Source organism: Paenarthrobacter sp. TYUT067 (assembly GCF_023656375.1).
Lineage (GTDB): Bacteria > Actinomycetota > Actinomycetes > Actinomycetales > Micrococcaceae > Arthrobacter.
Genome location: NZ_JAMOIT010000012.1, coordinates 55,103 through 78,348, shown reverse-complemented (window position 1 = coordinate 78,348; position 23,246 = coordinate 55,103). Strand labels below are relative to the sequence as shown.

Annotated in this window: 21 protein-coding genes; 8 read left to right on the top strand and 13 right to left on the bottom strand. The window is 60.1% G+C overall.

The window, feature by feature from the left end; genetic code table 11:
• Nucleotides 1-23 precede the first annotated feature (23 nt).
• From MOD31_RS12435 to MOD31_RS12390, 10 genes are all read right to left on the bottom strand, one after another.
• On the bottom strand, nucleotides 24-1,157 hold the full coding sequence (locus tag MOD31_RS12435; protein WP_250820778.1) for a Gfo/Idh/MocA family oxidoreductase: 1,134 nt from the start codon (nucleotides 1,155-1,157) through the stop codon (nucleotides 24-26).
• Between the two features lie 9 nt (nucleotides 1,158-1,166).
• Nucleotides 1,167-2,153 carry a hypothetical protein gene (locus tag MOD31_RS12430; RefSeq protein ID WP_250820777.1) on the bottom strand — a complete coding sequence of 329 codons (987 nt, stop codon included), beginning with the start codon at nucleotides 2,151-2,153 and terminating at the stop codon, nucleotides 1,167-1,169.
• 165 nt (nucleotides 2,154-2,318) lie between these two features.
• Nucleotides 2,319-3,320, bottom strand: a complete 1,002-nt coding sequence (locus MOD31_RS12425) for a sugar phosphate isomerase/epimerase (RefSeq protein ID WP_250820776.1) — start codon at nucleotides 3,318-3,320, stop codon at nucleotides 2,319-2,321.
• A complete protein-coding gene (locus MOD31_RS12420; RefSeq protein WP_250820775.1) occupies nucleotides 3,317-4,408 on the bottom strand; it encodes a sugar phosphate isomerase/epimerase in 1,092 nt (363 codons plus the stop codon). The genes MOD31_RS12425 and MOD31_RS12420 overlap by 4 nt, the downstream gene beginning before the upstream one ends.
• Nucleotides 4,405-4,812 carry a DUF6379 domain-containing protein gene (locus MOD31_RS12415; RefSeq protein WP_250820774.1) on the bottom strand — a complete coding sequence of 136 codons (408 nt, stop codon included), beginning with the start codon at nucleotides 4,810-4,812 and terminating at the stop codon, nucleotides 4,405-4,407. Before MOD31_RS12415 ends, MOD31_RS12420 begins: the two co-directional genes overlap by 4 nt.
• Nucleotides 4,802-6,391 carry a GMC oxidoreductase gene (locus MOD31_RS12410; protein ID WP_250820773.1) on the bottom strand — a complete coding sequence of 530 codons (1,590 nt, stop codon included), beginning with the start codon at nucleotides 6,389-6,391 and terminating at the stop codon, nucleotides 4,802-4,804. Before MOD31_RS12410 ends, MOD31_RS12415 begins: the two co-directional genes overlap by 11 nt.
• Before the next feature lie 2 nt (nucleotides 6,392-6,393).
• Nucleotides 6,394-7,515: a Gfo/Idh/MocA family protein gene (locus MOD31_RS12405; protein ID WP_284705389.1), complete on the bottom strand. Its 1,122-nt coding sequence runs from the start codon at nucleotides 7,513-7,515 to the stop codon at nucleotides 6,394-6,396.
• A gap of 46 nt (nucleotides 7,516-7,561) precedes the next feature.
• Nucleotides 7,562-8,371 (bottom strand): carbohydrate ABC transporter permease, encoded by an 810-nt coding sequence (locus MOD31_RS12400; RefSeq protein ID WP_250820771.1) that lies wholly within the window; start codon nucleotides 8,369-8,371, stop codon nucleotides 7,562-7,564.
• A gap of 28 nt (nucleotides 8,372-8,399) precedes the next feature.
• Complete coding sequence (locus MOD31_RS12395) at nucleotides 8,400-9,371, bottom strand: carbohydrate ABC transporter permease (protein WP_250820770.1); 972 nt, start codon at nucleotides 9,369-9,371, stop codon at nucleotides 8,400-8,402.
• Between the two features lie 14 nt (nucleotides 9,372-9,385).
• Nucleotides 9,386-10,690 (bottom strand): ABC transporter substrate-binding protein, encoded by a 1,305-nt coding sequence (locus MOD31_RS12390; protein ID WP_250820769.1) that lies wholly within the window; start codon nucleotides 10,688-10,690, stop codon nucleotides 9,386-9,388.
• 337 nt (nucleotides 10,691-11,027) lie between these two features.
• Between MOD31_RS12390 and MOD31_RS12385 the strand changes: the two genes are divergently transcribed.
• The 5 genes from MOD31_RS12385 to MOD31_RS12365 all read left to right on the top strand — a co-directional run bounded on the left by MOD31_RS12385 (nucleotide 11,028) and on the right by MOD31_RS12365 (nucleotide 16,801).
• Nucleotides 11,028-11,417 carry a DUF6379 domain-containing protein gene (locus tag MOD31_RS12385; protein WP_250820768.1) on the top strand — a complete coding sequence of 130 codons (390 nt, stop codon included), beginning with the start codon at nucleotides 11,028-11,030 and terminating at the stop codon, nucleotides 11,415-11,417.
• Between the two features lie 4 nt (nucleotides 11,418-11,421).
• Entirely contained in the window at nucleotides 11,422-12,438 is a 1,017-nt protein-coding gene (locus MOD31_RS12380) for a hypothetical protein (RefSeq protein ID WP_250820767.1), read from the top strand.
• A 317-nt stretch (nucleotides 12,439-12,755) separates the two neighbouring features.
• Nucleotides 12,756-13,094, top strand: a complete 339-nt coding sequence (locus MOD31_RS12375) for a hypothetical protein (RefSeq protein WP_250820766.1) — start codon at nucleotides 12,756-12,758, stop codon at nucleotides 13,092-13,094.
• A complete protein-coding gene (mobF, locus tag MOD31_RS12370; RefSeq protein WP_250820765.1) occupies nucleotides 13,091-15,907 on the top strand; it encodes a MobF family relaxase in 2,817 nt (938 codons plus the stop codon). The genes MOD31_RS12375 and mobF overlap by 4 nt, the downstream gene beginning before the upstream one ends.
• A gap of 603 nt (nucleotides 15,908-16,510) precedes the next feature.
• Nucleotides 16,511-16,801: a hypothetical protein gene (locus MOD31_RS12365; RefSeq protein WP_250820764.1), complete on the top strand. Its 291-nt coding sequence runs from the start codon at nucleotides 16,511-16,513 to the stop codon at nucleotides 16,799-16,801.
• On the opposite strand, the gene MOD31_RS12360 is transcribed toward MOD31_RS12365, so the two are convergent.
• Entirely contained in the window at nucleotides 16,777-17,358 is a 582-nt protein-coding gene (locus MOD31_RS12360; protein WP_250820763.1) for a hypothetical protein, read from the bottom strand. The genes MOD31_RS12365 and MOD31_RS12360 overlap by 25 nt on opposite strands.
• Before the next feature lie 241 nt (nucleotides 17,359-17,599).
• Nucleotides 17,600-18,199 (bottom strand): GrpB family protein, encoded by a 600-nt coding sequence (locus MOD31_RS22170; RefSeq protein ID WP_374206990.1) that lies wholly within the window; start codon nucleotides 18,197-18,199, stop codon nucleotides 17,600-17,602.
• Between the two features lie 437 nt (nucleotides 18,200-18,636).
• On the opposite strand from MOD31_RS22170, the gene MOD31_RS12355 reads away from it, so the two are divergent.
• Nucleotides 18,637-19,587, top strand: coding sequence for an Ltp family lipoprotein (locus MOD31_RS12355; RefSeq protein WP_250820762.1), 951 nt, complete (start codon nucleotides 18,637-18,639; stop codon nucleotides 19,585-19,587).
• Between the two features lie 152 nt (nucleotides 19,588-19,739).
• Here MOD31_RS12355 and MOD31_RS12350 read toward each other — a convergent pair whose 3' ends face one another.
• Nucleotides 19,740-20,711: an IS481 family transposase gene (locus MOD31_RS12350; RefSeq protein ID WP_250820761.1), complete on the bottom strand. Its 972-nt coding sequence runs from the start codon at nucleotides 20,709-20,711 to the stop codon at nucleotides 19,740-19,742.
• Nucleotides 20,712-21,001: 290 nt separating this feature from the next.
• Here MOD31_RS12350 and MOD31_RS12345 point away from each other — a divergent pair, with 290 nt between their 5' ends.
• Together MOD31_RS12345 and MOD31_RS12340 are read left to right on the top strand one after the other, a co-directional pair.
• On the top strand, nucleotides 21,002-22,705 hold the full coding sequence (locus MOD31_RS12345; RefSeq protein ID WP_250820760.1) for an ATP-dependent endonuclease: 1,704 nt from the start codon (nucleotides 21,002-21,004) through the stop codon (nucleotides 22,703-22,705).
• 331 nt (nucleotides 22,706-23,036) lie between these two features.
• A complete protein-coding gene (locus MOD31_RS12340) occupies nucleotides 23,037-23,180 on the top strand; it encodes a hypothetical protein (protein WP_250820759.1) in 144 nt (47 codons plus the stop codon).
• The last annotated feature ends 66 nt before the right edge of the window (nucleotides 23,181-23,246 follow it).

Genomic DNA, 23,246 nt, shown 5'->3' with positions numbered 1-23,246 from the left:
CCCTCGTTGCCTTGCCAATAGAGTTATCGGGTCGCCAGATGCTCCGACCGGACGGCAAGAGTCTCCGCGGAGTTTTGACCCGCCCCCATCTGGTCAATGAAGACCGTAGTCTTCCGTGAGTGGGACTCGACTGCGGCCTCTAGAATGCGTAACCCGTGGATCACCTCTTCCGGAACAATGGGGAGGGCGGTTCCTTCCAAGAGTGCTTGAGCAAGACGGCGGTAGAAGATCTTCCAATCTCCGCGCTCGGTTGAAATCCTGGACTGGATTCCCTGCACCGTGAGGATGCCGCGATGTGCGTCGTCTTCCAGTCCCCAGTCATCGCCGCTTGGCGGAAGGAGTGAAACCAACGCCTCCTGCTGGACGTCGAACCCGCTCTTTACAAATGACCCTTTCGTGCCCTGCACTCTGAACCGCGGTACAGGGGTGGAAGTGTGGGCGCTCATGCAAAGGTGAGTCCTCACACCACTGACATGGGTCATGGCAACGAACGTGTCGTCGTTGGCTTGAGCGCCGGGACGCCGAGTATCAACCTCGGCGTAGACCGATTCCACCGGTCCGAATAAGCACAGTGCCTGGTCCACCAGATGGCTTCCCAAACCGGCCAGTCCCCCGTCCAACTCTGCATCCGCTGCCGCGTCCCGCCAGGTTGAACCAACCGTTGGTATCCACTTTGCAATGGCATTCTCAAACCTTGTGACCTCTCCAAGGCTGCCCTCGGTTACGAGCTTTGCCACTGTGAGGAAGTCACTGTCCCACCGACGGTTCTGGAAGCACGTGTAGACCAAGCCGCTCTCTGTTGCCTGCCGGTTGAGGTGTTCGGCTTGTAGTGATGTCGTGGCCAGCGGTTTATCCACGACGACGCCTATTCCCGCGTCGAGAAGTTCCGCGCTGAGTGCAGCGTGTGTGCTGTCCGGCGTGGCTACGATGGCAATGTCCGGGAGGACACCTGCGGCTACCATCGACTCGATGTCTGGAAAGACCCCAGTACCTGGGTTTTCTCGTGCAGCCGCGGCACGGCCTGCTTCGGAACGGACGACGATGGCCGTTACATCCGTCTCTGGGACACTTCTCAGCAACGGGACATGGATTCTGCGTCCGCTAAGGCCGTAGCCGATAACTGCGACCCGCAAACGATTCCGGGTTAGTGATTTCACGGTATTTCCTTAGGTCGTGGTCCGGTCATTGATGCAATCGGCCGATAACGCCAGGTCAAGGGCCATCGCGGTAATGCCGTGAAGCGGCTTCGAGCGAGTGGCTTCAACAGATAGGACCCCAAGCGTGCCTGCTGGGAGGCACTGCATGAGGGACTCCCGGATGCCAAAAAGAACCTCTTCACGCTCGGCATTCCTTGCTCCGACTGCTACATCCGTGAGATTGAAGAGACTGATAATCGGTGCCAGCACCAGTCCAACGGCTCGCCCTGCATCGCGTGATGCGCGCAGGGCCTGCCGCATGGCCAGCACATTGTGGGCAGCTTCCGTGTCCGGATTGTCAGGGAAGCTGTCCAATGCCCCGGGTCGCCGGCCCAAGTCCCAAAGGATCGGTGCGTCCGACTCGATGGAAGCATATTGTGTTTTCTCCCCCGCAGCATCGACCACGGTACTCAGATTCCCGCCGCCCGGACGCCGAACGACATGACCGTCAAGGATCAGTGTGCATTGCAATTCAGCGCCAACATCGGCATAAAGAAGATCCCGATGTCCGGGCCGCTCGTCGAGAGCGGCGATCGCCGCTGCTCCGGTTGCTTCTTCGACGACGGCGGGGGCGAAGCCAGAAGCCCATTTCCGGACATCGCCGAGGTCCCACGGCGCCCCTGCACCAACCCCGAAAGCCCAGACGTCATCCCGGTTCCAGTCATGTTCCCTTAGAAGGGTGTTGGCAGCACGCTCGATCTCCGCTAGGAAAGCTATCCGGCTCTGTCCGGGTTCGAGCACGCCGTACCATTGCCCGAGGAACCGTCCGGCGGCACTCACCAACGCAAGCTGTGCATTCGTTTGGTGCAGGATCAAAGCCAGGATTCCGTGCCTCTCCCGGGACAGGCTGTAACCGGACGCTGGCCTTCCTCCCGTGGAAGCCTGGGGGCCAACGTCCTCAAGTATTCCGGCACTGCAGAGCCTGGAAATCCGGTCCTCAATGGTCGATCGGGACATGCCTGTAGCGGCGATAAGATCCGCCTTGCTGTGGCTCTTTCCATCCCGAAAGAGTTGGGCGACCTCGCCAAGGCTCCACGGCAGCGCAGTACGACCACCAGCCATAAGTCGGTCTGGAAGTTCTGGCAACCGAGTGGTCATCTTCAGCAAAGCCGGGGCCGCCCCTCAGGCCTGCTGGCTGAAGGCTGCATCAAATGACGCTGACGGCTGTTCCCAAAGAAGCGACCGCGTAAACGCCAATGCTTCGGGGGCACCGTGGAGGCGGTCCATGCCGGCGTCTTCCCATTCCACGGAGATGGGTCCGTCGTAGCCGATGGCGGTGAGGGCGCGGAAGGATGACTCCCATGGCACGTCGCCGCGTCCGGCGGAGACGAAGTCCCAGCCGCGGCGGGGTTCGCCCCAGGGCAGGTGGGAGCCCATAACGGTGTTCCGGCCGGTGGGGCGGAGCTTGGTGTCCTTGCAGTCCACGTGGTAGATCCGGTCCTTGAAGTCCCAGATGAAGGACACGGGGTCGATGCCTTGCCACATGAAGTGGGACGGGTCCCAATTTAGGCCGAACGCTTCGCGGTGGCCGATCGCTTCGAGGGTCCGGACGGTGGTCCAGTAGTCGTAGGCGATTTCGGACGGGTGGACTTCGTGGGCGAAACGGACGCCGCATTCGTCAAAGACGTCCAGGATGGGGTTCCAGCGGTCGGCGAAGTCCTGGTAGCCGGCCTCGATGACTTTTTCGGGGACCGGCGGGAACATGGCCACGTATTGCCAGATGGAGGAGCCGGTGAACCCAACCACGGTGTCCACGCCCAGGGCCTTGGCCAGGCGCGCGGTGTGCTTCATTTCCTCGGCGGCACGTTGACGGACGCCTTCGGGCTCCCCGTCGCCCCACACGCGCGAGCCGACGATCGCTTCGTGGCGGAAATCGATGGGGTCATCGCAGACGGCCTGGCCCTTGAGGTGGTTGGAGATGGCCCAGACCTTCAGGTTGTACTTCTCCAACACGGCAAGTTTGGATTCGACGTAGCCGGGTTCGTCCCAGCGCCAGGCATCCAGGTGGTCTCCGGAGACGGCAATTTCCAGGCCGTCATAGCCCCAGCCCGAGGCAAGGCGGGCGACTTCCTCGAAGGGGAGGTCGGCCCACTGGCCGGTGAACAGGGTCACAGGTTTGGTCATACTGTGACTCCGCTCAGCTTTCGGGCCTCCTCAGTATCAGTGATCAACCGCGACCCCGCGGCCAAAGCTGCCTTGCGCAGGGCGGCCTGCTGACCTGCGATCTGGTCGAAGGGGTCATCCCACGTGTTCCAATGGAAGCCCTCGTATTCGCTGGAGATGACGTTCGAGTATCCCGCGTCAACGTATTCCTTGATGATCTCCGGCAAGGGGACGGACGTTTCTGTGCCAGTGGAGTCAATCTCGTAGAACTTGCCGTGGGTGTGCACAGCCCAGGGCAGAACCTCGGCCCAGGCCTGAGGAGACTGGTGCCCGAACATGCCGACGGCCTGGATGGCAATGGAGAACGCCGTTTCTTGGCCGCACAGTGGCGCGGCCTTCTCGGCAAACTGGACCATCTCTTCGTGAATGGCGTGATCGTCGATCAGCTGTCCACGCTTGTGGGCCTCATTCCAGTGCGATTCGGCCATTGCTATGACCACCTCGGGGATTCCCTTCTTCCGGTATGACTCAAGGAGGGTCCGCGGGAACTGATACATGGAGACTCCCCAGTCGGGAATGAAACCGAGGTAGGGCGATCCAAGCTTTTCGAAGCGCTCCAAGTGTGCCTGGAACACGGGATGCTTCACCGAGTGGTGCGCGTGGATTTCAATACCAAGACGCACGCCTTCGCGTTCGGCAATCGGCAGCAGGCGCTCCATGTCATCAGGAGAAAGCGCATACTGCAGACGCACTACGGGGAAACCCAGCTTCTTCGCGACGACGATCTGCTTGGTCATGTACTCGACCAGTTCATCGTTGCTGAGCGGGCGGTCACGGCGGAGGTTGGCATCGGCGTTGGCCCCGAATGCGCTCGGCACCAGGCCGGTCTCATCAATGATGGATCGGAACCTCCGAATGAAGTCGTCGCCTACATTGGGGAATTCCCTGATGCTCTGGAACCCGACAATTTCGAGGCCTGGACCAAGACCGCGCTTGGCCACATTGCGGATGAGGTCCTCGAAGCTGATCTGACGGGAGTGAAACAGGCGGGTGAAACTGTACAGAGTGACGCCCTGTACAGGGGTGCCCGGGTTCGTTGTGGCGCTCATGCGATTTCCTTCATTTTCAGAGTTTTCGTATCGCGTTCGCGGATCATCATCACGTCGTCGGCGACCGTCAGGTATGGGATGTAAATATTGAGCAGCACCGATACCTCGTGGTCGGGACCGGCACTGAGCTCGCTCAGATCAGGAAGTTCACCTTCTACTGTGGCGGAGTCCAACACGTACCAAGCCTTGTCATAGCGCCCAGCGAGCTCCGCCAGTGTGTAGGTCTCCCCTTCCACGGTGAAGGTCAGAGTCTCGGTCGGGACCACGGCCCCATCGATGCTGAATTCGATGCCGCCAATGGAGGATAAGGGCAGGCCTCGATACCAAGGCATGCGCACGGAAACGGAGACACGATCCCCACTCACCTGAAAGGTGTCCGGTTCGATGATTTCTTCAGTCAGCATTGTTTGTCCTTACTAGTGATCCTTTATCGGCCCGCTGGCAAATACGGCGGGCAGTGCGGACTGCCAATGCGGCAGCCGTAAGCGTGGGATTGCATGCGGTGGGAGTCGGGATAACGCCGTTGCCTGCAACATAGATATTCTTCGTACCCCAGACTTGACCGTCGGTGTCACAGACCGACTTCCCGTCATCGGTCGCGCCCATCCTGACGGTCCCCTGGTAATGCAGCGAGCTCCCGTTGGGCAGGACGATGGGGGCTTCGTCGATCATCTCTCCCAACAACTCAGCCAAACGACGCACCTCGGCTGACATCGCAGCGATCGTGGCATGGTCCTTGGAAGTCAGGTTGTAGTGGATTCGGATGGCTGGCAGCCCAAGGTGATCGACCTCAATATCGCTGAACTCCACCCGATCATCGAACTGGAGATCCTTGCAGGCGAACCACCCCAAACCCACTATCGAGTCGGACCACAGCTCATCCGAAGGGACCAACTGGACAGGAGAAGCATCCATTTGCATCACTTGGCCGTGAAATGGATAGCTCTGCTGATCAAACGGCACCCAGTTGACGCCGCCGACAGGATCGATGGACGTCCGCTGCCGATCCTTGGCCCGGTTCTTGACCTCGTCCGGGACTATCGAACTCCTCAGCCGAACCCCAGCTACCACTTCAGGCTGGTCGTTAAGATAGTGACCCAAAGCCTTGGGGCGGATGCCAGAAGCGTGAAGGAGTTGCGGTGAGCGCAGTGCATCGGCAGCAACAACCACGGCCGTCGCCCCTACCGCATAGCGGCGACCCGTTTCGACGTCGAGGAGTTCAACGGCCTTGGCCGCCCCATCCTGATGCACGATTCGCAAGGCAGCGGTGGAAGCGCGCAATTCGAAGCGGTCAGTCGGCCCTTCTGCCAAGTCTCCAAGAATAACGTCGGGACCCGTCCAGTACCGGGTGCCGTCAGCCTTGATACGGACAGCAAGCGGCATTGGTTGCACCTGCCGGTCCAACGGCCGGCCAGGGTTCAAATCCGCCGCGAGAGTATCGGCGATTACTTTGCTGAGAGGGGCGCCCGCAAAGGCCTCCTGTGTAACACAGAGCAACTCCCTTGCCTTACCCAGAGCTTCGTCGAAGTCTACGGCTGGAATGAAGTCGACCCGTTCACCGTCCCCGGGAGGCGGACAGGCGCACGTCCAGTGGGCGCCCATTCCGCCAACATTGCTGGACATCGCCGCAGCAGCCATACCGTCTTCTCCGGGTTGAACGGCCGAGGAACCCAAGAGGAATGTCCCGGGACGGCCTACGAGGCTCATGGGTTCATCGACCTGAGACGCAGCTGACGCTTGAGGACCAGGTGCCTTTAAGCGGTCCGGTCCTTGGGATGCAAGTTGCGCGGCTTGCCGCTGTGACAGGTCGGAGAGCGTCTTGATGTGCCGTCCGGAGGGCTCGGTGATCCTCGGTCCGGCCTCGACGACCAATACGCTCAGCTCAGGGTGTTCATCAATGATTGTCCGAGCAGTCGAGGAGCCGGCTGGGCCGCTTCCAACCACAACAACGTCGAAATGCTGGGTCTGGATTGGCGTATCCATGGTTACAGCCTCACTTTCTGCGATTTTCCGGCGTCATGGCTCACCTCGGGGACCTCCACCCAAGCACCGTTAGTTGCTGAATCTGTGACCGCCTGCGTTAGGACCGCGGCCCTGTGACCGTCGGCAAACGTCGGCAAACCCTCCGGCAACTGGCCACGAATGGCTTCATAGGTCTCTGCGACAAAGTCATTGAAGGTATGCTGGTACCCCTGCGGGTGACCGGGGGGTAATGCGCCACGCCGTTGACGGCCAGCCAAGAGATTTCGGTCGGGATTCCGACCGACGAATACTTGCTCGTCGCCGGAACCGACCCAGAGGTATTCGGGTTCCTCCTGATTGAAGGAATACGAGGTCCGTGGACCGTCGAAAGAAAACCACAGCCGGTTCTTCCGACCAGCACTGGCCTGGCTGAGAACAAGAGACCCTGCCGCGCCTCGGTCTGTTTCAAACGTGAGGACGGCACCGTCTTCGGTTCGGTTCGCATCCGGGCCGCCGTCCCGGACAAAGGCCCTGGTCATAGTCGCGTTGATCCTGACGATTCGATGTCCGGTGACGAACTCCATGAGGTCACACCAATGAACACCGATGTCCCCGAAAGCGCGGCTGGCCCCACCCAGTCCCGGATCTACCCGCCAGTTGGTTAGCTTCGGGTCAGCCAGCCAGTCCTGAAGGTAGCTGCCGTGGAGCAGCCACAGGTCGTTGCCGGATTCCTCCCTGATCCGGTTGCGTGCTTCGCGCACGGCCGGATAGTAACGGTATATGAACGGAACAGTTGCCACCGCGTCGTGCTCCGCGGCCGTCGCCGCCAGCTCGGCGGCTTGCGCCGGCGTCGTGGCTAGTGGCTTTTCGCAGACCACGTTTATGCCAGCGCTGAGGATCTCCAGGGCTTGATCGAAATGAAGGCTGTTGGGGGTACAGACGTGGATGACGTCTACATCGCGTTCCAGCATTTCGCTCAGGTGACCAACAGGAATTGCAGCCGGAAAGAGTTCGGCGGCACGGCTTGCTGATGTCAAGGACGAACCCACGATGCTGTCAACGACACCTCCGCTGGCTGTAATGGCGTGGGCATGGACGGAACCCATGAATCCTGTTCCGACAATTCCTGATCTGAGTGGCTGCATCGGGGTCTTTCTCAATATGTACTGGACGGGTGGGCGGGAGAGAGGGTCAGCTCTTGAGGCCGCCGGAGAAACCTTGGATGAACTTCTTCTGCGCCACCAGGTAGTAGACCAAGATGGGAATCATCGAGATGATCACGGCTGCGAAGATCACGTTCCAGCGCGATGCGAGTTCGCCAACAGTGCTGTAAACGACGACCGGGAGTGTGGGAATATTCGAGCCGCTCAGGAAGATCAGGGGGCTGAAGAAGTCATTCCAGATAATGAGCCCACACATGATGGCAACCGTTCCGGTGGCCGGTCCCAGCAGCGGGAATACGACACGGACAAAGGACTGGAATTTGCTGGCGCCGTCGATGTTCGCAGCCTCCTCGTAGTCACGGGGAATACTTTCGGCAAAGCCGCTGTAGAGGAAAACTGCCAGCGGCATGAAAAGACCCGTATAGAGGATGATCATGCCTGGGTACGTGCCGAGCAGATGAAGGTTGCGCATGGCGACGTAGACGGGCACCATACCGAGCTGGAAAGGCAGGATCATGGCGATCAGGACGAGGACCCGAAGGAGCTTGCCCGGCCTTCCGGGCATCCGGGAAATGGAGTACGCCGTGATGGAACCAATGGCCACCAGCATCACGACGCTTCCGCCGGTGATGATGATGCTGTTGAGCATGCCCATGGCGAGGCTCTTATTGCCTTCGGCTCCCCACGCTTCGGCGAAGGCGCCAGCCGTCGGCGCCTGGGCGGGAGCGTAGGCCGAGGTGGTGATGACCTCCGAATCAGGCTTGAAGGCCATGACGATGAGAAAGTAGAAGGGGATCAACATCGCAAGCGCAATGGCGATGACGATGATTTCCCGCACGAGGGTCTTCCTTGTGTAGCGGAGCATCTTATTTCCCGTGATCTTCCCGGCTGCGCATCAAACCCATCTGGGCCAGGGCGAGCACTGCTATGACGATGGTGAGAACGAGGGCTATGGCTGAGCCGTAGCCGAAGTTGCTGTTGACGAAGGTTTGGCGCCAGACCTGGGTTGCCAAAGTTTCTGTTGCGTTGAAGGGTCCGCCGGCGGTCAGGGCGATGACCTGGTCGAACACGCTCAGTCCACGTATCAGGCTCAAGGTGGTGGCGATGACGACCGCGCCGCGCATCAGCGGGAGTGTGACGTGCTGGAAACGCTTCAATAGTGGCGCCCCGTCCATGGACGCTGCCTCTTCAAGTTCCTGTGGGACGTTGGCCAGACCGGCGAGGTAGATGACCATGGTGATGCCGATGTGTTGCCACACCAATACCAACAAGATGGTCCAAATCGCTGTTGATGGATCCCCCAGCCACGCTTTCTGGAGGTCCCCGAGACCCACCGCGGCGAGGAATCCATTAAGTGGGCCGTCGTACTGGAAGATGAACTTCCATACGAAGGAGACTGCCAGCGGGCTCAGCACTACCGGCATGAACAGCAGACCGCGGAGGAAATGCCTGCTCTTGAGTTGGCGGTTCAGCGCCAACGCGAAGCCAAATCCGAAGAGGTTTACCAGGATGACGAAGCCCAGGGCCAGCAGGAGTGTATTGCCTACGGCTCCCCTGGCGACGGGATCGGTGAAGACTTTGACGAAGTTGTCCAGTCCCACAAATTTGAAGGAGCCGAAACCTTTGTAGTTGGTGAACGAGAAGAATCCGCCGACACCAACCGAGACGTAGTGCATGGTGACGATAATGAGGACGGCTGGAAGTGTCCACCACCAGCTGGCGTACCGGATGGATCGTGGCCGGCGGGCCCGGACGGGACGGTCAGGAGTTGTTTCCTGATCCGTCCCGGCCGCTTCTGCCGCCCCTGGAATGGTTGCCATAGTTGGGCTCTCAGACATGGGGACTTACTTTCTTAGTTGGACCAGGCAGCGTCTGCGGCCGCGAGAACCTGGTCGACGGTGGTTTGACCCGTGAGCAGACCCTGGACACCAGATCCGAGTGCGGTGTAAACCTCGGGGTTCGGCCAGGAGAGATTTGCCAGAGGCAGGTACTTTTCCTGGTCCTTCAGCAGCGGGGCTATGGGAGCGAGCTTCTCGGGGACTTCGCCGGTGGTAACGATGGAGATCGGTGCATCTCCCCGCGTTTCTGCAAATTCAGTCGCCACTTGGGTATCGGTCCAATACTTTAGGAACTCAAGTGCGGCGTCCTTGTTTTTCGTCGCAGCGTTGACAGCCAAGGCATCGGAAGGCGATGCGAACAAGCGGGTCTTATCCTCAGATTCGCCTGGAATGGTTGACACAGTGATCGTCTGGCCGGTTGCAGCCTTCTGAAGATTGCTGAGCTGGTTTGCCGGAGCGGACGTCATGAGCGCATCGCCGGAGCTGATAAGCGGTGCGAGCTGGTCGAACGTTCCGCCCTCGGCTCCTGGCTGGAAGCACTTGGCCTTGTTCATGTCGACGACCTGCTGCAGGGCATCCTTCCAACCCTGCGTGCCGGCGAACGTGGTCTTGTTGTCCGCGCGCTTCTGGTTCCAGTCCGATTCCTCGCTGTAGACGGTTGAGGCCGCGATTTCCATCAGGAACAAGCCGGCACCGCCCGGGACGGATCCTGGCAGGGCCACGGTGCTCTTGCCAGCCGCAGCCCGGGTCTCGCAGACCTTCATGAGATCGTCGGTGGTCTTTGGCAACGTGATGCCGGCCGCCTTGGCAGCGGTTTCGTTGGTGATCATGACGATCGGGGCGATACTGACGGGCAAAGCGAACTGCTTGTCGTCCTTATAGAACAGGCCCTTGGCGTTGTCGGGCACCTGCTTGTTAGCCCACTCCAGATCGGTGAGGTCCATCAGGAATCCCGCGTCCGCATACCCCAGAAGGGCATTAGAGCCGCCACTACCGGAGGCGCCAAAGAAGACATCAGGGGCGTTCCCGCCGGTGAGTTGGGTCTTCAAAACGTTGGCGTACTGATCAATTGGAGTCGTGACCATATTAATCTTGATGTTCGGGTGGCTGGCCTCGAACTTCTTCGCAACCGCCTCGTACGGGTTCTCCTTCTCGTAGGTCTGCGTAGCGAAGGTCAGAGTCGTTACGCCGTTGGTTGATCCCGAGTTACTAGCGCCGGAGTCGCTGCTGCAACCCGACATAGCCAGGACCCCCACGAGAGGGAAAGCGATCGCAGCGGTGGCGGTACGCCAGCTGACGATGCGTTTGGTGTTTTTCATGGTTCAGGTCTGCCTTTCGGGACTTCATTGTCACCGGCTCATCCTCACTGAAAGATGCGCCGCAGTCGGGGCCACTACGCCACCGAACATCGTCAGTATGGCACGCAAAACAGCCCAAAAACGGGCGTGATCTAGTACACAAAAGCAATACCAACTATCGCCGAATGTGAGATCTCGTGGGGCTGTGAAGAGGCCGAAGACAACCATGACTGAGCTTGATGCCAGCCATCAGCAATTGGTCAGATCCGCTGCGAACGTATGCGGGATATTGTCGTTGGTCATGACCTTCGACCCGTCCCGCCCTCTCAGGCAGCACGTCTGCCAAACGGTCTTTTAAATGACCTTCCAAGCGCAACTCCTCCAGCCAACGAGCGTCCAAAGAACAATAAATGGCTACAGCATTTCTTTGGGACTGCCGTGGTACCGAAGCCTTCCATGGTCGTGCGTCCAGGACATTGAGGTCAGCATTGACAGCGTCATATGGCCGTTTTCGAGTCTCGACGTAGTTATCGACGGCAGAGTTTGGAGGGCAGATGAACTTGCTAAGCGCTGGGACAGCTACTGGTATGTGCAGGACCGCGTGCTGGTGCGGCTCTACGGCGGCCCTGATATTTCCAGCGCCGACGTCAGAGTCAGCATGGCCCTCCTTCTGCCCAATGTGTTGATCGAGAATCAGGCCGCCCTGGTCAGGACAGAAAGCTACAAGCGGCTGGAAATTCAGGAGTAGAAGAATGAGCCTTGATACCCCCTCCCCGGTTTCAGGACCGAGCTGGACCGTAACTATGTTTTCTCTTACCAACGAATTATTGGCGGGCAAACGAAGCGCTACTGACCTGATACACGACGTCTTGGACCTCGGCATAACCACCCACATAGAAGTAGACGGTTTTCAAGGATTTTCATCGTTCCCAGCCGTAAATTCCGAAGAGATCTGCCGATTCCGGATGGCCATGGACCACCGATCGGCCCATCCGACCATCCTCGGTGTCTATACCGACCCTGCTACGCGTCGAGGTGGAGTATTCGCCGTCGACGAGGTGGCCGAATTCCTTGCCGTGCAGATCCGCGCTGCCTCTGCCCTTGGCTTCGAGACCGCACGCATTGCGTTCGGCGTTCCGGCGAAGGTATTGGAACTCATGGTGCCTCTCTTGGAATCAAGAGAAATACAACTTGTCCAGGAAGTCCAGGCCTCCGTTGGGCCCGATTCCCCACAACTCCACTCACAGTTGGATACTCTGGACCGGCTCGGCAGCCACTGCCTGGGACTTCTACTAGATACGAGTACTTCCATGCCGGCCTTGCCGGTCAGCTACCTGCGCCAGCTGCGGAGTGGCGGGGTGGAGGATTGGCTGGTGGACGCCTTGGAAATCCAGTGGACAGAACACGGTGCCGAACCTTTGCGGTCGGAAATTCATAGGCAGCTGCCGAAGCTGTCCCCTCAGGCGGCAAACCTGCTTATGATGCCACTTCTGCGGTTTGGCCACACGCCCATCCACCATTGGGATGCGCTCCTGCCGCGCTTCGCAGCCTTTCACTTCAAGTACTGGGATCTCGAAGACAGCGACCAACGCGTCAGCGCTCCGATCCTCCACCTTCTGAATTGCCTAAAGCTAAATGGTTTCTCAGGGCCAGTCGTCAGCGAATGGGGCGGCCACGAATGGTGTGAATTGGAAGACATGACTGGAGTCGAAATGGTGCAGCGACACCACCAACTTTGCATGGCACCAGCGGATGCGACCCGAAGATAGGCAACCGGAAGGCAGGCAGAATCACGCACCTCGGTAGGGTCTCCGGCGCATCCCGGTATCGCACATCGGTCGGCTGACCGACAATCGGGCTTGCTCGCCTATGCACGAAATTCCCTCATGGCATCAAGTAATTCAATCGGATGGCGGCAATTATCGTTCCGCGCCCCCGATCGCACAAAGACCACCTATAGTCACCCGATCCTAACTATGCGCAGTGCGTTTACGCCCTCACGCCCTCACGCCCTCACACCTCTGGCATCCAAGGCTTGCTGGCCCGGAAATCATGCTGAGCGAGAGGGGCGACCACATGAACTGGTGTGAACAGGCAGAGCTCCGGACAACATGCACATGGCGAACCTGAAGATGGCGCCAACACGTCAGACCGGCTCTTAACAGAGCTGCGATCGCAATCCACCGAACTCGAACGGCTCCACGCCATCTACGAGGAACTGGAAACCAGAAATGGTCTCCTGCACAACGAAGTCCTCCGCCTAAAGCGTGCCCAGCGGACTAACGTCGAAGATCTCGCACGGGTAGCCGCGGTCTTACTGCAGATCTCCCGGGCAAAGGGAGTCGCCCTCGACTCAGTGACACTCGGCATCCTCCGGCGGAGGGGCTGGCTGCCCTCCAGGAACCGGACGGCAGTGCGGCCATGACCATGTCCATAGCCAGGCTTTCTGTCCGATCAGGGCTCAAATACCTGTTCAAATCCACGATGATGGACGATTTCTCACCTACTCCCCCGGACACCATCAGCTACTACGTCAAGACCGGAACACCCCAAGGCCGTTGGCTAGGCAAGGGTCTCCAAGGCATCGCCCGGAGCCCCGGAGATAAAGTCACCGAATCCGACGCTGGTGCCATCTTCCAGGACGCAACCCATCCCGACAGCAAGGAACCTCTGGGGAGACACTATGGCCAGCCCACAGTGGACCAGGAGGCCCACGAACCTACAACGACGAAGCACGCTGTCGCCGGCTTCGATCTCACCTTCAGCGTCCCGAAGTCTGTCTCCACGCTGTGGGCCCTCAGCCCGCGTAACCTTCAGGAGCAAATTCTTCATACCCATCACGAAGCCATCAAAGCAACACTGCTCTGGATGGAAGAGCAGGTCATCAACACCCGGTCTGGGCGAAACGGAGTAGCCCACGTCGGCACGCGAGGTGTCATCGCCGCAGCATTCGACCATTGGGAATCCCGCGCCGGCGATCCTCAGCTCCACACTTGGGTCACCTTGGACTCTCGTTCCCTCTACAAAGACGTCGTCGCCGCCAGCGAACACTACAACGGGCTCCTCTTTGATGCCCTGGAGACGAGCCTCGGCACAGAAACCGACATCCGAGTCCCAGCACAACACACCCATAACCCCAGCCAGCAACTCACTGGCATCGATGAAGCCCTTATCCGCGAATTCTCCAACCGCTCAAGGCTCATCGACATCGAGACCGATCGCCTGGTCAAACTGTGGACCGCGGAACGCGGAACTCCCCCGACGGCGACAACCACCGTGAGACTGCGCCAGCAAGCCACACTGTCGACTCGGACCCCCAAGAACGCGTCGCCGTCCCCTCTGCGACTGCTATCCGCACAGTGGCGCGACAGAGCAACGGCCAAGGGGTTTGATCCCGAATCCGTCATAGCTTCCACCATTCGGCGTTCCCGCTCACGTTCGTTCCGCATCGGCGACTTCGCCCCAGACTGGATTGCCGCCGTCGGGCTTGTCACCCGACAACGTGTGGCGGCCAAGCGCTCGACCTGGAATCGCTGGAACCTGATCGCCGAAGGTGAGCGCGTGTGCGCTGAGATCCGTTGCGCCTCCCCCGCCGACCGCAACGCGCTGATCGATGCCGTGGCCACCGCGGCAGAGCGTCAATCCGTACCACTCAACCAGTATCGGTACGGCGTCCCCGCGGATGCCGCAGATGATCTGCGATTCGCCGGGCGCAGCGTCTTCGACTTCCACGGGTTGCGCCTCTACACGGATGAGTCGACGCTCGCCTATGAGGGTGAAATATTGGCGGCGAAGAACGACGACGGCGGCCCGGCTGTGCCGGTCCATCTCGCCTTCCAGACGCTCACCTCCTACAGAAACGGCGAAGGATCACCGCTGCACGATGACCAACTGACGGCCGCGTCGGATGTCCTATTGAGCTCAAGCAGGCTCGACGCCATCATCGGGCCGGCCGGTACCGGTAAGACGACAACCCTTGGCGCGGTCAAAGCAGCATGGGAATCGGCATACGGAGTGGGTAGCGTTGTTGGCCTGGCGCCGGCTGCTGCGAGCGCCGAGGTTCTCGGCTCGGAGCTGCGGATGGTTACCGAGAACGTCGCTAAGTGGCTGCATGAATCCGTTGGGTCTGGTGCGGCCGAGCGGGCAGAGCGGTTCTTCCGAGCGGACGATCGATTCCGTGTGGCAGCGGCCACCAGGGGCCCAATCGTTAGCCGCCTTCAACAAGAGGTCGCTCGGCTATCCGCTGAACAGACCCAATGGCAGTTTCGTCCCAATCAGCTGGTGATCATCGATGAAGCCTCCATGGTCTCAACGCTCCAGCTCGCTGCCCTGATCCGCCAAGCCAAGGACGCCGGTGCAAAGATCCTCTTGGTAGGAGATCCCGCCCAGCTCGATTCCATCGATGCCGGCGGTGTGCTTGGTTGGCTTGATCGGCAAGGGAAAGCAGCCCGGTTGAGCACGATCTGGCGTTTCAAGGATCCTTGGGAACGGTCAGCCTCCCTCGGGCTGCGTGAGGGTCGTCCGTCTGTGCTTGCAGAGTATGAGGACCACGGTCGCATCAGGCATGGCCACTATTCGGACATGGTCGACCGTGCCTACTCGGCGTGGCACTCGGATGTCCTGGCTGGCCGGGTCTCGGTCTTGATAGCTCCTGATAACGAGACCGTCCAAATGCTCAATGAACGGGCCCAAGCTGACCGGGTCAGTCTGGGTGACGTGGACGCGGAACGTACCTTGCTCCTTAGGGGCGGGCTTAGAGCCGGGCGTGGCGACGTCGTTATTGCCCGTCGGAATGACAGATCCATTCGCGACGATCGAGGTGAGTTCCTTCGCAATGGGACGCTCCTCGAAGTCACGGACGTCGATAGGTCCCCCGGTGCTCTGCGGGCGATACGTAAAGACAGCGGAGCAGCCCTACTCTTGCCGAGCACGTACGTTGAGGCGTCCCTGAAGCTGGGCTACGCCACCACAGCCCATCGCAGTCAAGGCCTCACAGTAGACACCGGCCACACCGTCGTGACTCCCGGCCGCCTCACGCGCGAGCTGCTCTATGTCAGCATGACCCGGGGCCGGCACTCGAACACAGCCTATGTGAGCGAGAACGACCCGGACGAGGACGAGATCCTGGACCCGAGTGCCCGTTCTAGCTGGCGGGTGATCCTCGGCGAGGTCCTTGCTGCGGAAGGTGCGGAACGAACGGCTCACGGGTTTCAGCCTCATGCGCAGAGTCGACAGTGATGCCCTGCTGCTTCCGGATTTTGGGGTCTCGCCAGACCACCATGAAGGACGAAGAGCCGTCCTTTTTGACGCGTTTCCGGATACTAGCCACATAAAAATGCTAGTTCCGTGTCAACAGATTTGGGGGTTTTGTCAACAGTCAGGGGCCATATAGGCCCCTGACCTGCGACAATACTGTGCCCGAGGTGGGACTCGAACCGGGTTCCAGCCCTTGAATTTCCGCCACTCCCCCGAAAACCTCCGCAATCCGGCCCAGTCCGGCGCCTGTACGACCCGGTCCGAAGCCCAGGGTGTGCACATTGTGCACACCCTCATTTTTGTCCATTTTGTTGCCGAGCCCAGGTGCCTGCCATGACAGTGCGGGCCACGGCAGCTTCACGCCGTGCGCGATGTGGCTCCGCTCTCGCCTAATGTTCTCCGAAGCGTCCGTGGCGACCGCGGTCAGACACCGATCGCGCTGGCAATGCACAGTTCGGGAGTAAACCTGGGTCATGGTTGTTCGTTCCGCCTTTCCGAACATCTCATAGACAAACGGGTACGTAACGGTATGACCGCAACTGGCCATCCGTGGAGAAGAGCGACATCCAAGACTCTGCGTTGCCAATGTCGCCGACGCCCTGGCTGACCAATCCGGGTGTTTCGGCACGCGCCACCGTGCATGCCCAGTTGCGGCCCGGAATGCGTCACGGCGAACCTGCAGAGCTTGGCAGCCGGGTTTCCAAGCAAGACGTCATGGACAGCCACACCTGGGAGCGGAAGCTGACGCGGCCGGCCCTGACCCCTGATGTGAATGGCAAGCCGGCCCTGTGGCCTGTGGCTCACGATGGTCGGCACACAGTCGCGGGGACCAGTGCGAGGATCAGGGCCGGCTACTTCACGGGGACGACCTGGTAGGCGTAGCAGATCCAGGCAGCGGCAGCCTTGTCCTGGGAGGAGCCCTGCGACCTGATCCCGGCCAGCTTGCCGGCCAGATCGTTCGTCGCCTCGCGGAACGAATAGGCGTCGCTGGCGGCCATGCCGACCGCGGCCGACGCCACGGATTTCTGGAACGTGGCCGGGTCCGTGATCTTCCCGGACATCCAGTCGCACGCGACGCCGACGCCGGCGGAGACGACCTTGTCGTTCTTCACGTCTCTGGCGACGGCAGCAATCCGGTCCACGCTTTGCTGGGGCACCTTCCAGCCTTGGTAGTTGTCCGCTGTGCCGGCGACGGCCGAAACTTCCTCAGCCGAGGCACCGTACCGGGATGCCAGGGTGTCGACCTCCGAGGCGGCTGCCTTGATTTCGCCGGTCTCCCGTCCCATCGAGCCGAAGACCTTGCTGGCGGCGCCCCGGGCAAGCTGGATGGCGCCCTGACGTTCGGCCCCGTTGCAGGCCGGAAGCCCGAGGCGGATGACGGTCAGGGCTGTCAGTGCCGTGAAGTGGAGCCGAGTTGCTGGGTGATTGCGCATTTGGGGGTCCTTTCGTTGTGCAGGACCCCAGTCGCCCGCGTCACAAGCGCAGTGTGGCACGGGTGCGCGGTAGTTTCAAGGCGTGCGCTGCTGTATCAACCTGAACGGAGCCGCCACGTCGACGGCGCACTGAGAAGTCTGCTGACCAAGGCGCAACTAACGGGTCGTCGCCGCCCCGTGTTCGATTGAGCACCAGACTTTGACCGACGGGAGGCCTTCCAGCGTTTTCCCTAGGTTTTGACTAGCCCCATTGCGACAAACGCTCGATGGTAGATCTCCTTTGTGACCCTTTCCTTTCGAGCGTTGTACTCCATGGAGTGTTCACCGGCATTTCGAGCCGGGCTGCCGCCTCCCGCCCTGTGTGCGCGTAAAAATCGCGAACGCTTGGGTTCGCGCTGAGCCAGCCTCGAGAGATTCGATGTTTCACAACCTCTGGACTGTCATAGCCGAAGACGTGTAGATGGCAGGTCGGCTCTAGGCGGCGCCGAACGCGATGCCCGAACCACCACGGTTCACGAACTCTCAGTTCAAACCCCACACGTTCGAGTTCTGGAACGTACGACGACTCATCGTTCGGGTCGGCGACGATCAGGGCGATGTCGATGATGGGCTTAGCCGGTAGCCCCCGAACCTCAGTCGAACCAACATGCTCGATCGCCAACGCGTGCCATCCCAACGCACCCTGGATACGCTCAACAAGCAGTTGGAAATGCTCCCGCCACGCGTCACTCCAGCCGACTATCTCAAGATGCTGTGAGGGGCCGGCGCCGGGAACGTACGGGGACTGCCCTTCAGGGACAGGTGGCTCGTGGAAGGTGGTGATGTCGTTTCGGTATGGCACACCACCATTCTCGCTGACCAACTTCCGGCGGACGTCGATTACGGCCGACCTTTGATACGCAGAGGTGCCAGTAACGCGTCAGGTGTGCACTGAAGCGCTCAGTTAATTCGACTCTCGCCACTACTCGAACGTTCGGTTGCAGGAGTTCCCTGCAAACTGATCAATACTGGCCGCCGGCACTTTCCGGTAACGACCGAACTGTCATATCTACATTTCTATATTTGATTATGCTGAATGCGTGTAACATCCGATTTACGGGCGCTATCGCCTGTGACGCTAATGGGGGAAGCGAACATGATTTCAGCTGACGGCTGGCGCGATTCATCGCCCTTGCGGCCCGCGCTCCACGCTGGCTTTCCTCTATACGTGTCCATCACAGCACCCACCCTGCATGCTTCGCATCGCACGTCGGTCAGATGCCCCATGGAAGGTCACTCATGAGCCAAGCCCCCTTTACTGCCGCCTATCCTCCGGCGCCCTCCGGCTACGGAAAAGAGCAACAGAGCGACAAGTCCTTCCTCGTGACGTGGCTGCTGTCTCTGCTGCTCGGCGCTCTTGGCGTGGACCGGTTCTACCTGGGCAAAGTCGGAACCGGCATCCTCAAGCTGGTCACCCTCGGCGGACTGGGCATCTGGGCCCTCATCGACCTCATCCTGCTGCTCACCAACAAGACCCGCGACAAGCAGGGACTCCCGCTGGAGGGCTACGACCGGCACAAAAAGATCGCCCTTATAGTCACGGTCGGCGTCATCCTCCTGAGCCTTATCGGCAACACCGCGGCCCGCGCCGGATCTGGCGCCACGTCCGCTTCGTCCGTCACCGCGAAGAGCTCCACTTCGACTCCCTCTGCTGTCCCGGTGGAAACCAAGACCGAGGATCCTGTCGTTGCCAGGGCAAAGGCTGATGCCGATGCTAAGGCGAAAGCGGACGCTGACGCGTCGGCTGCTAAATCCAAGGCTGACGCCGACGCGAAAGCCAAAGCGGATGCTGACGCAGCAGCTGCCAAGGCGACAGCCGACGCTGAAGCAAAAGCCAAGGCGGACGCTGATGCAGCCGCCGCCAAAGCGAAGGCCGCTGCTGACGCCGCCGCTAAAGCTGGAACTGTCAGCCAGCAGAGCGCTCAGCGGAAAGCTGCCAGCTACCTCGATTTCAGCGCTTTCTCGCGCAGCGGTCTGATCGGACAGCTGGAGTACAACAAGTTCTCAACTGAGGATGCGACGTGGGCCGTTGACCACGTGACCGTCGACTGGAACGCTCAGGCAGCCAAGAAAGCTAAGAGCTACATGGAGTTCAGCTCCTTCTCGCATGCCAGCTTGGTCGACCAGTTGGTCTACAACGGCTTCACCGCGGAGCAGGCTGAGTACGGGGTCAGTACGACAGGTCTCTGACTGCCTGTCTCGCATTTGCTGAACATCACGCGCCGGCCCCCGGAAGGGGGCCGGCGTTTCGCATGCCCGGAGAGCGGAAAAACGACGATGAACCAGAACGAAATAGCGCGGCGGATTCCGACATGGAGTGAACAACCAAGGAGGCAGGCGAGCTAGATGTAACTCCCGCTGACGTTGTGAACGCGGTCGATCGGACGCTGGCCCTTGATGCCGCTGTGGGGTCGGTGGTGATTGTAGTGGTGAATCCAGTCCTGGTAAACGGCCGCCCGTGCCTCGTCTGAGATGTAGGCGCGGGCGTAGGCCCATTCGAAGGCCAGCGTGCGGTTGAACCGCTCAACTTTGCCGTTGGTCTGCGGGCGGTAGGGCCGGGTGTATTTGTGCTTGATACCCGGTCCGAGCGCATCGTTGAACGTCCTTGAGCGGTAACAGGAGCCGTTGTCGGTCAGGACCCGCAGGACCGTGATCCCCTCGCCCTGGAACGCCGCGTTCGCGCGGATCCAGAACCCGGCCGCGGTGTCCTGCTTCTCGTCGGTCAGGATCTCGGAGTACGCGAACCGGGAGTGGTCATCGACCGCATGGTGCAGATAGGCGTAGCCGCGGCCCTGCTTCTTGTTGTTCCGGTTCCCCGCGGTGCGGCCCAGGACCCGGTGGCCGCCTCCGTCGGGAATCCGGCCGAGCTTTTTGATATCGACGTGCACCAGGTCCCCTGGACGGGGATGTTCGTAACGGACCGGCCGGGGCCGGCGCACCGGAAGGCCGGTGATCTTGTCGATCCGGGACAACAGGGGCATGCCGAAACGTTTGAGGATTTTCTCCACGGTGGACCGGTTCATCCGGAGGTGGAACGCTATCCGGTGCGGACCCCAACGCTTATCGAACCGCAGCGCGATGACCCGCCGCTCGGTCCGGGTACGAGTCCGTGACGGTGAGTGCAGCGGACGTGACGACAGGTCCGACATGCCGGCTTCGCCCAATGCTCGATACCGGTCAGCCCATTTCTTAGCCGTCGCCGGCGAGCAGCTCACGCTCTCGGCAGCCCTGCGCAAATTCCAGCCCTGATCGACAACACGGCGGGCCAGCAAAAGGCGACCCTTCGGCGTCAGACAGGCGTTAGGGTGGGACACGAGGACCTCCTGGTGATCGAGATGAGTGTGGTAACCCACTTCGATACCGGAGGTCCTCGCCTCTTACATCACGCCACGCCGTTCATAACCTCCGTGGGAGTTACAGCTAGACCGACCCAAGGCCCCCTTGCAATCCCCTACTTGCGCCCCGCACAACCGGTCCCGCGGATGCGACACCGTACGGTCATGGGTCTACTCATTGGCGACCATTCCTTGGCGACAATACGGGCTGGCATGCAAACCAGTGCCACAATCTAAACGGACAAGTTCAACGGTACTGGGGGATGCAAGTGCGACTAACTAGGCTGAAGATCGACAAATTCCGGGCAATACGTGATGCGGACATTCGAATCGGCGATGAGCTGGCCCTGGTAGGCCAAAACAGTGCCGGCAAGACCTCAGTGCTGCGTGCACTCAACGCTTTCTTCAACTTTGAGCAAGAGCGGGCGGCTTTCGAAACCGGGCAGCACTCCTTCGCAAAAACCGCGTTCGCCGTAATTGACCTGACATTCGCCGAGACGCCCGCCGACTGCAAGATCGACCGTGTATCCGCTGGCAGCGGCGAAGTGCGAGCCAGGCTCAGATATCGCAAGACCGCCCAGTGGCAAGTACTCAAGGGCCGGGATTGGGTGGCCGCACCGCAGGACTTGCACCAGGAGTTGCAGCGGTTCATTAGCTACGCATTCATCCCATTGCGACGCGACCACCACATTGCGGGCTGGGGGCCAGACGGGCTCATGGAACGCGTCGTTGATGCTTGGATGGCCTCGAACCGCCAACGCGACCACATCACCCCCGGAATCCAACGCCTGAGTGAAAAGATTCGCAACGGTCCTCTCGACGGACTCGCGAGACAGCTGCGAAAAAACACGCCATTGAACGGAAAGTTCGACTTCACGCTCGAATATGAGACGAACCCGGACTACTCCGTCTTGCTACGTGACCTCATCCTGCACGTGAGAGAAGGAACGCAGATGGTCAGGCTGGCCGACAGCGGAAGCGGTACTCAAAGCATGGCCGTCTTTGCCCTCTATTCCTATTTGGCCGAACTCGAGAACAGCACGTATATCCTGGGCTTCGAAGAGCCAGAGCAGAACCTCCACCCTCAAGCTCAGAATCAACTCCTCGCCAACCTGAAGTCCCTAGACTTGCAGGTTATTTTCACCACCCATTCCTCGACCATGATCGATGCCCTCGATCATGAACAGGTCGTGCTCTGCCGAAGGGTGCGATCGAGCACCCGCGATATCGAAACACGTATCACTCAGCTGCCCGAGGACTTCTTTGCGTCGAAGGGAATCGACCGAACTGCGTACTACAAGTTCCACGGCCGCCGGAACTCGGAGTTCTTTTTCGCCGATTTTGTCGTAGTTACGGAGAGCCCGATCGACGCGGCGGTAATCTCGGAGGTCCTCGTAGACAGTGGTGTCTCCATGGAGGATCTGAACATGACGGTCCTGTCGCTGGACGGTGTTGAGAACCTAGAAAACGTCTTCCACCTTCTCCGCACCCTCGACATCGCGTCCGCTTTCGTCGTCGACAAGGACTACTTCCTGCCCTACACAGGACCGACACTCAAGGAAAGTAGAGATGCGAGGGGGTTTCCTAGATACGCACCAGAACTTAAACCAGACACCGTCGCGGAACACCTGTTCCCAAGGGAGTCTGATCGACTAACGCTCTTGACCCTGCTAATGGACAACCATTCAGCGGCGATGGAGATGCTCGCAAAAGTGGATTTCTTCTGCTTCCGCTGGTCACTTGAGATCGACTTGATCGCCGCCGCAACTCCCCGAGAGCGCCTCTACGATCTCTGCAGTCTTTACCGTTCGGACAAGCGTACGACGGAAGAGCTCCTGGTGAACAGAACCAAGCAGATTAAGCGCCAGGACATACTGATACCTGCCATCTCGGGTCTGCAACCGAAGCAACTGCCAAACTCATACAAGCTCCTCCGCCGTTCCCTCCCGGCCAAGGCGGCTGCGGCGACATAGGAAGACCCTGACCGACGCGCAGACCCTCAGTTTGAAGCTTTTGCGCGCCCATTCTGTCACTGTTCTATGTCAAGGTTCCTCGTTTCTGACGCGGGCTGGCCGGGGGCCGATGTTGTTGTCCGTTTTGGTACCGAGAACCCGTTCCTAGAGTCGCTTCAGCTCCGCGCCCATCTGAGATGCGGGCTCAGGCTTGGCCTGCTGGCGCCGTTCTCCAATCGATATGGCGGGGAAACCCGGCGGCGCCCACTATGTGATGCAGAGGGGCCGACCGGCGCCCAACCAATCGACCCTCCGGATGTGGCAGCGTAGTCAACGCCGGGACGGAGCGCGCGTGATCTCCTCAGCACAACTCTCCGTCGCAATGAACGCCATCTCCGAACTCGCCATGAGTGCGCTCGTCGCCAAGGACATTCCACTCCGCCTTGCACGCGTCATCGTGGATGGGTCCCCGCGTAGAAGTCCAGTGCTTGTGTGAGTTTCGTGTCCAACAAACAGAGCCCCTATGCCCGAAAGAGACGCAGCCAGAAAGGCACCGAAAGCC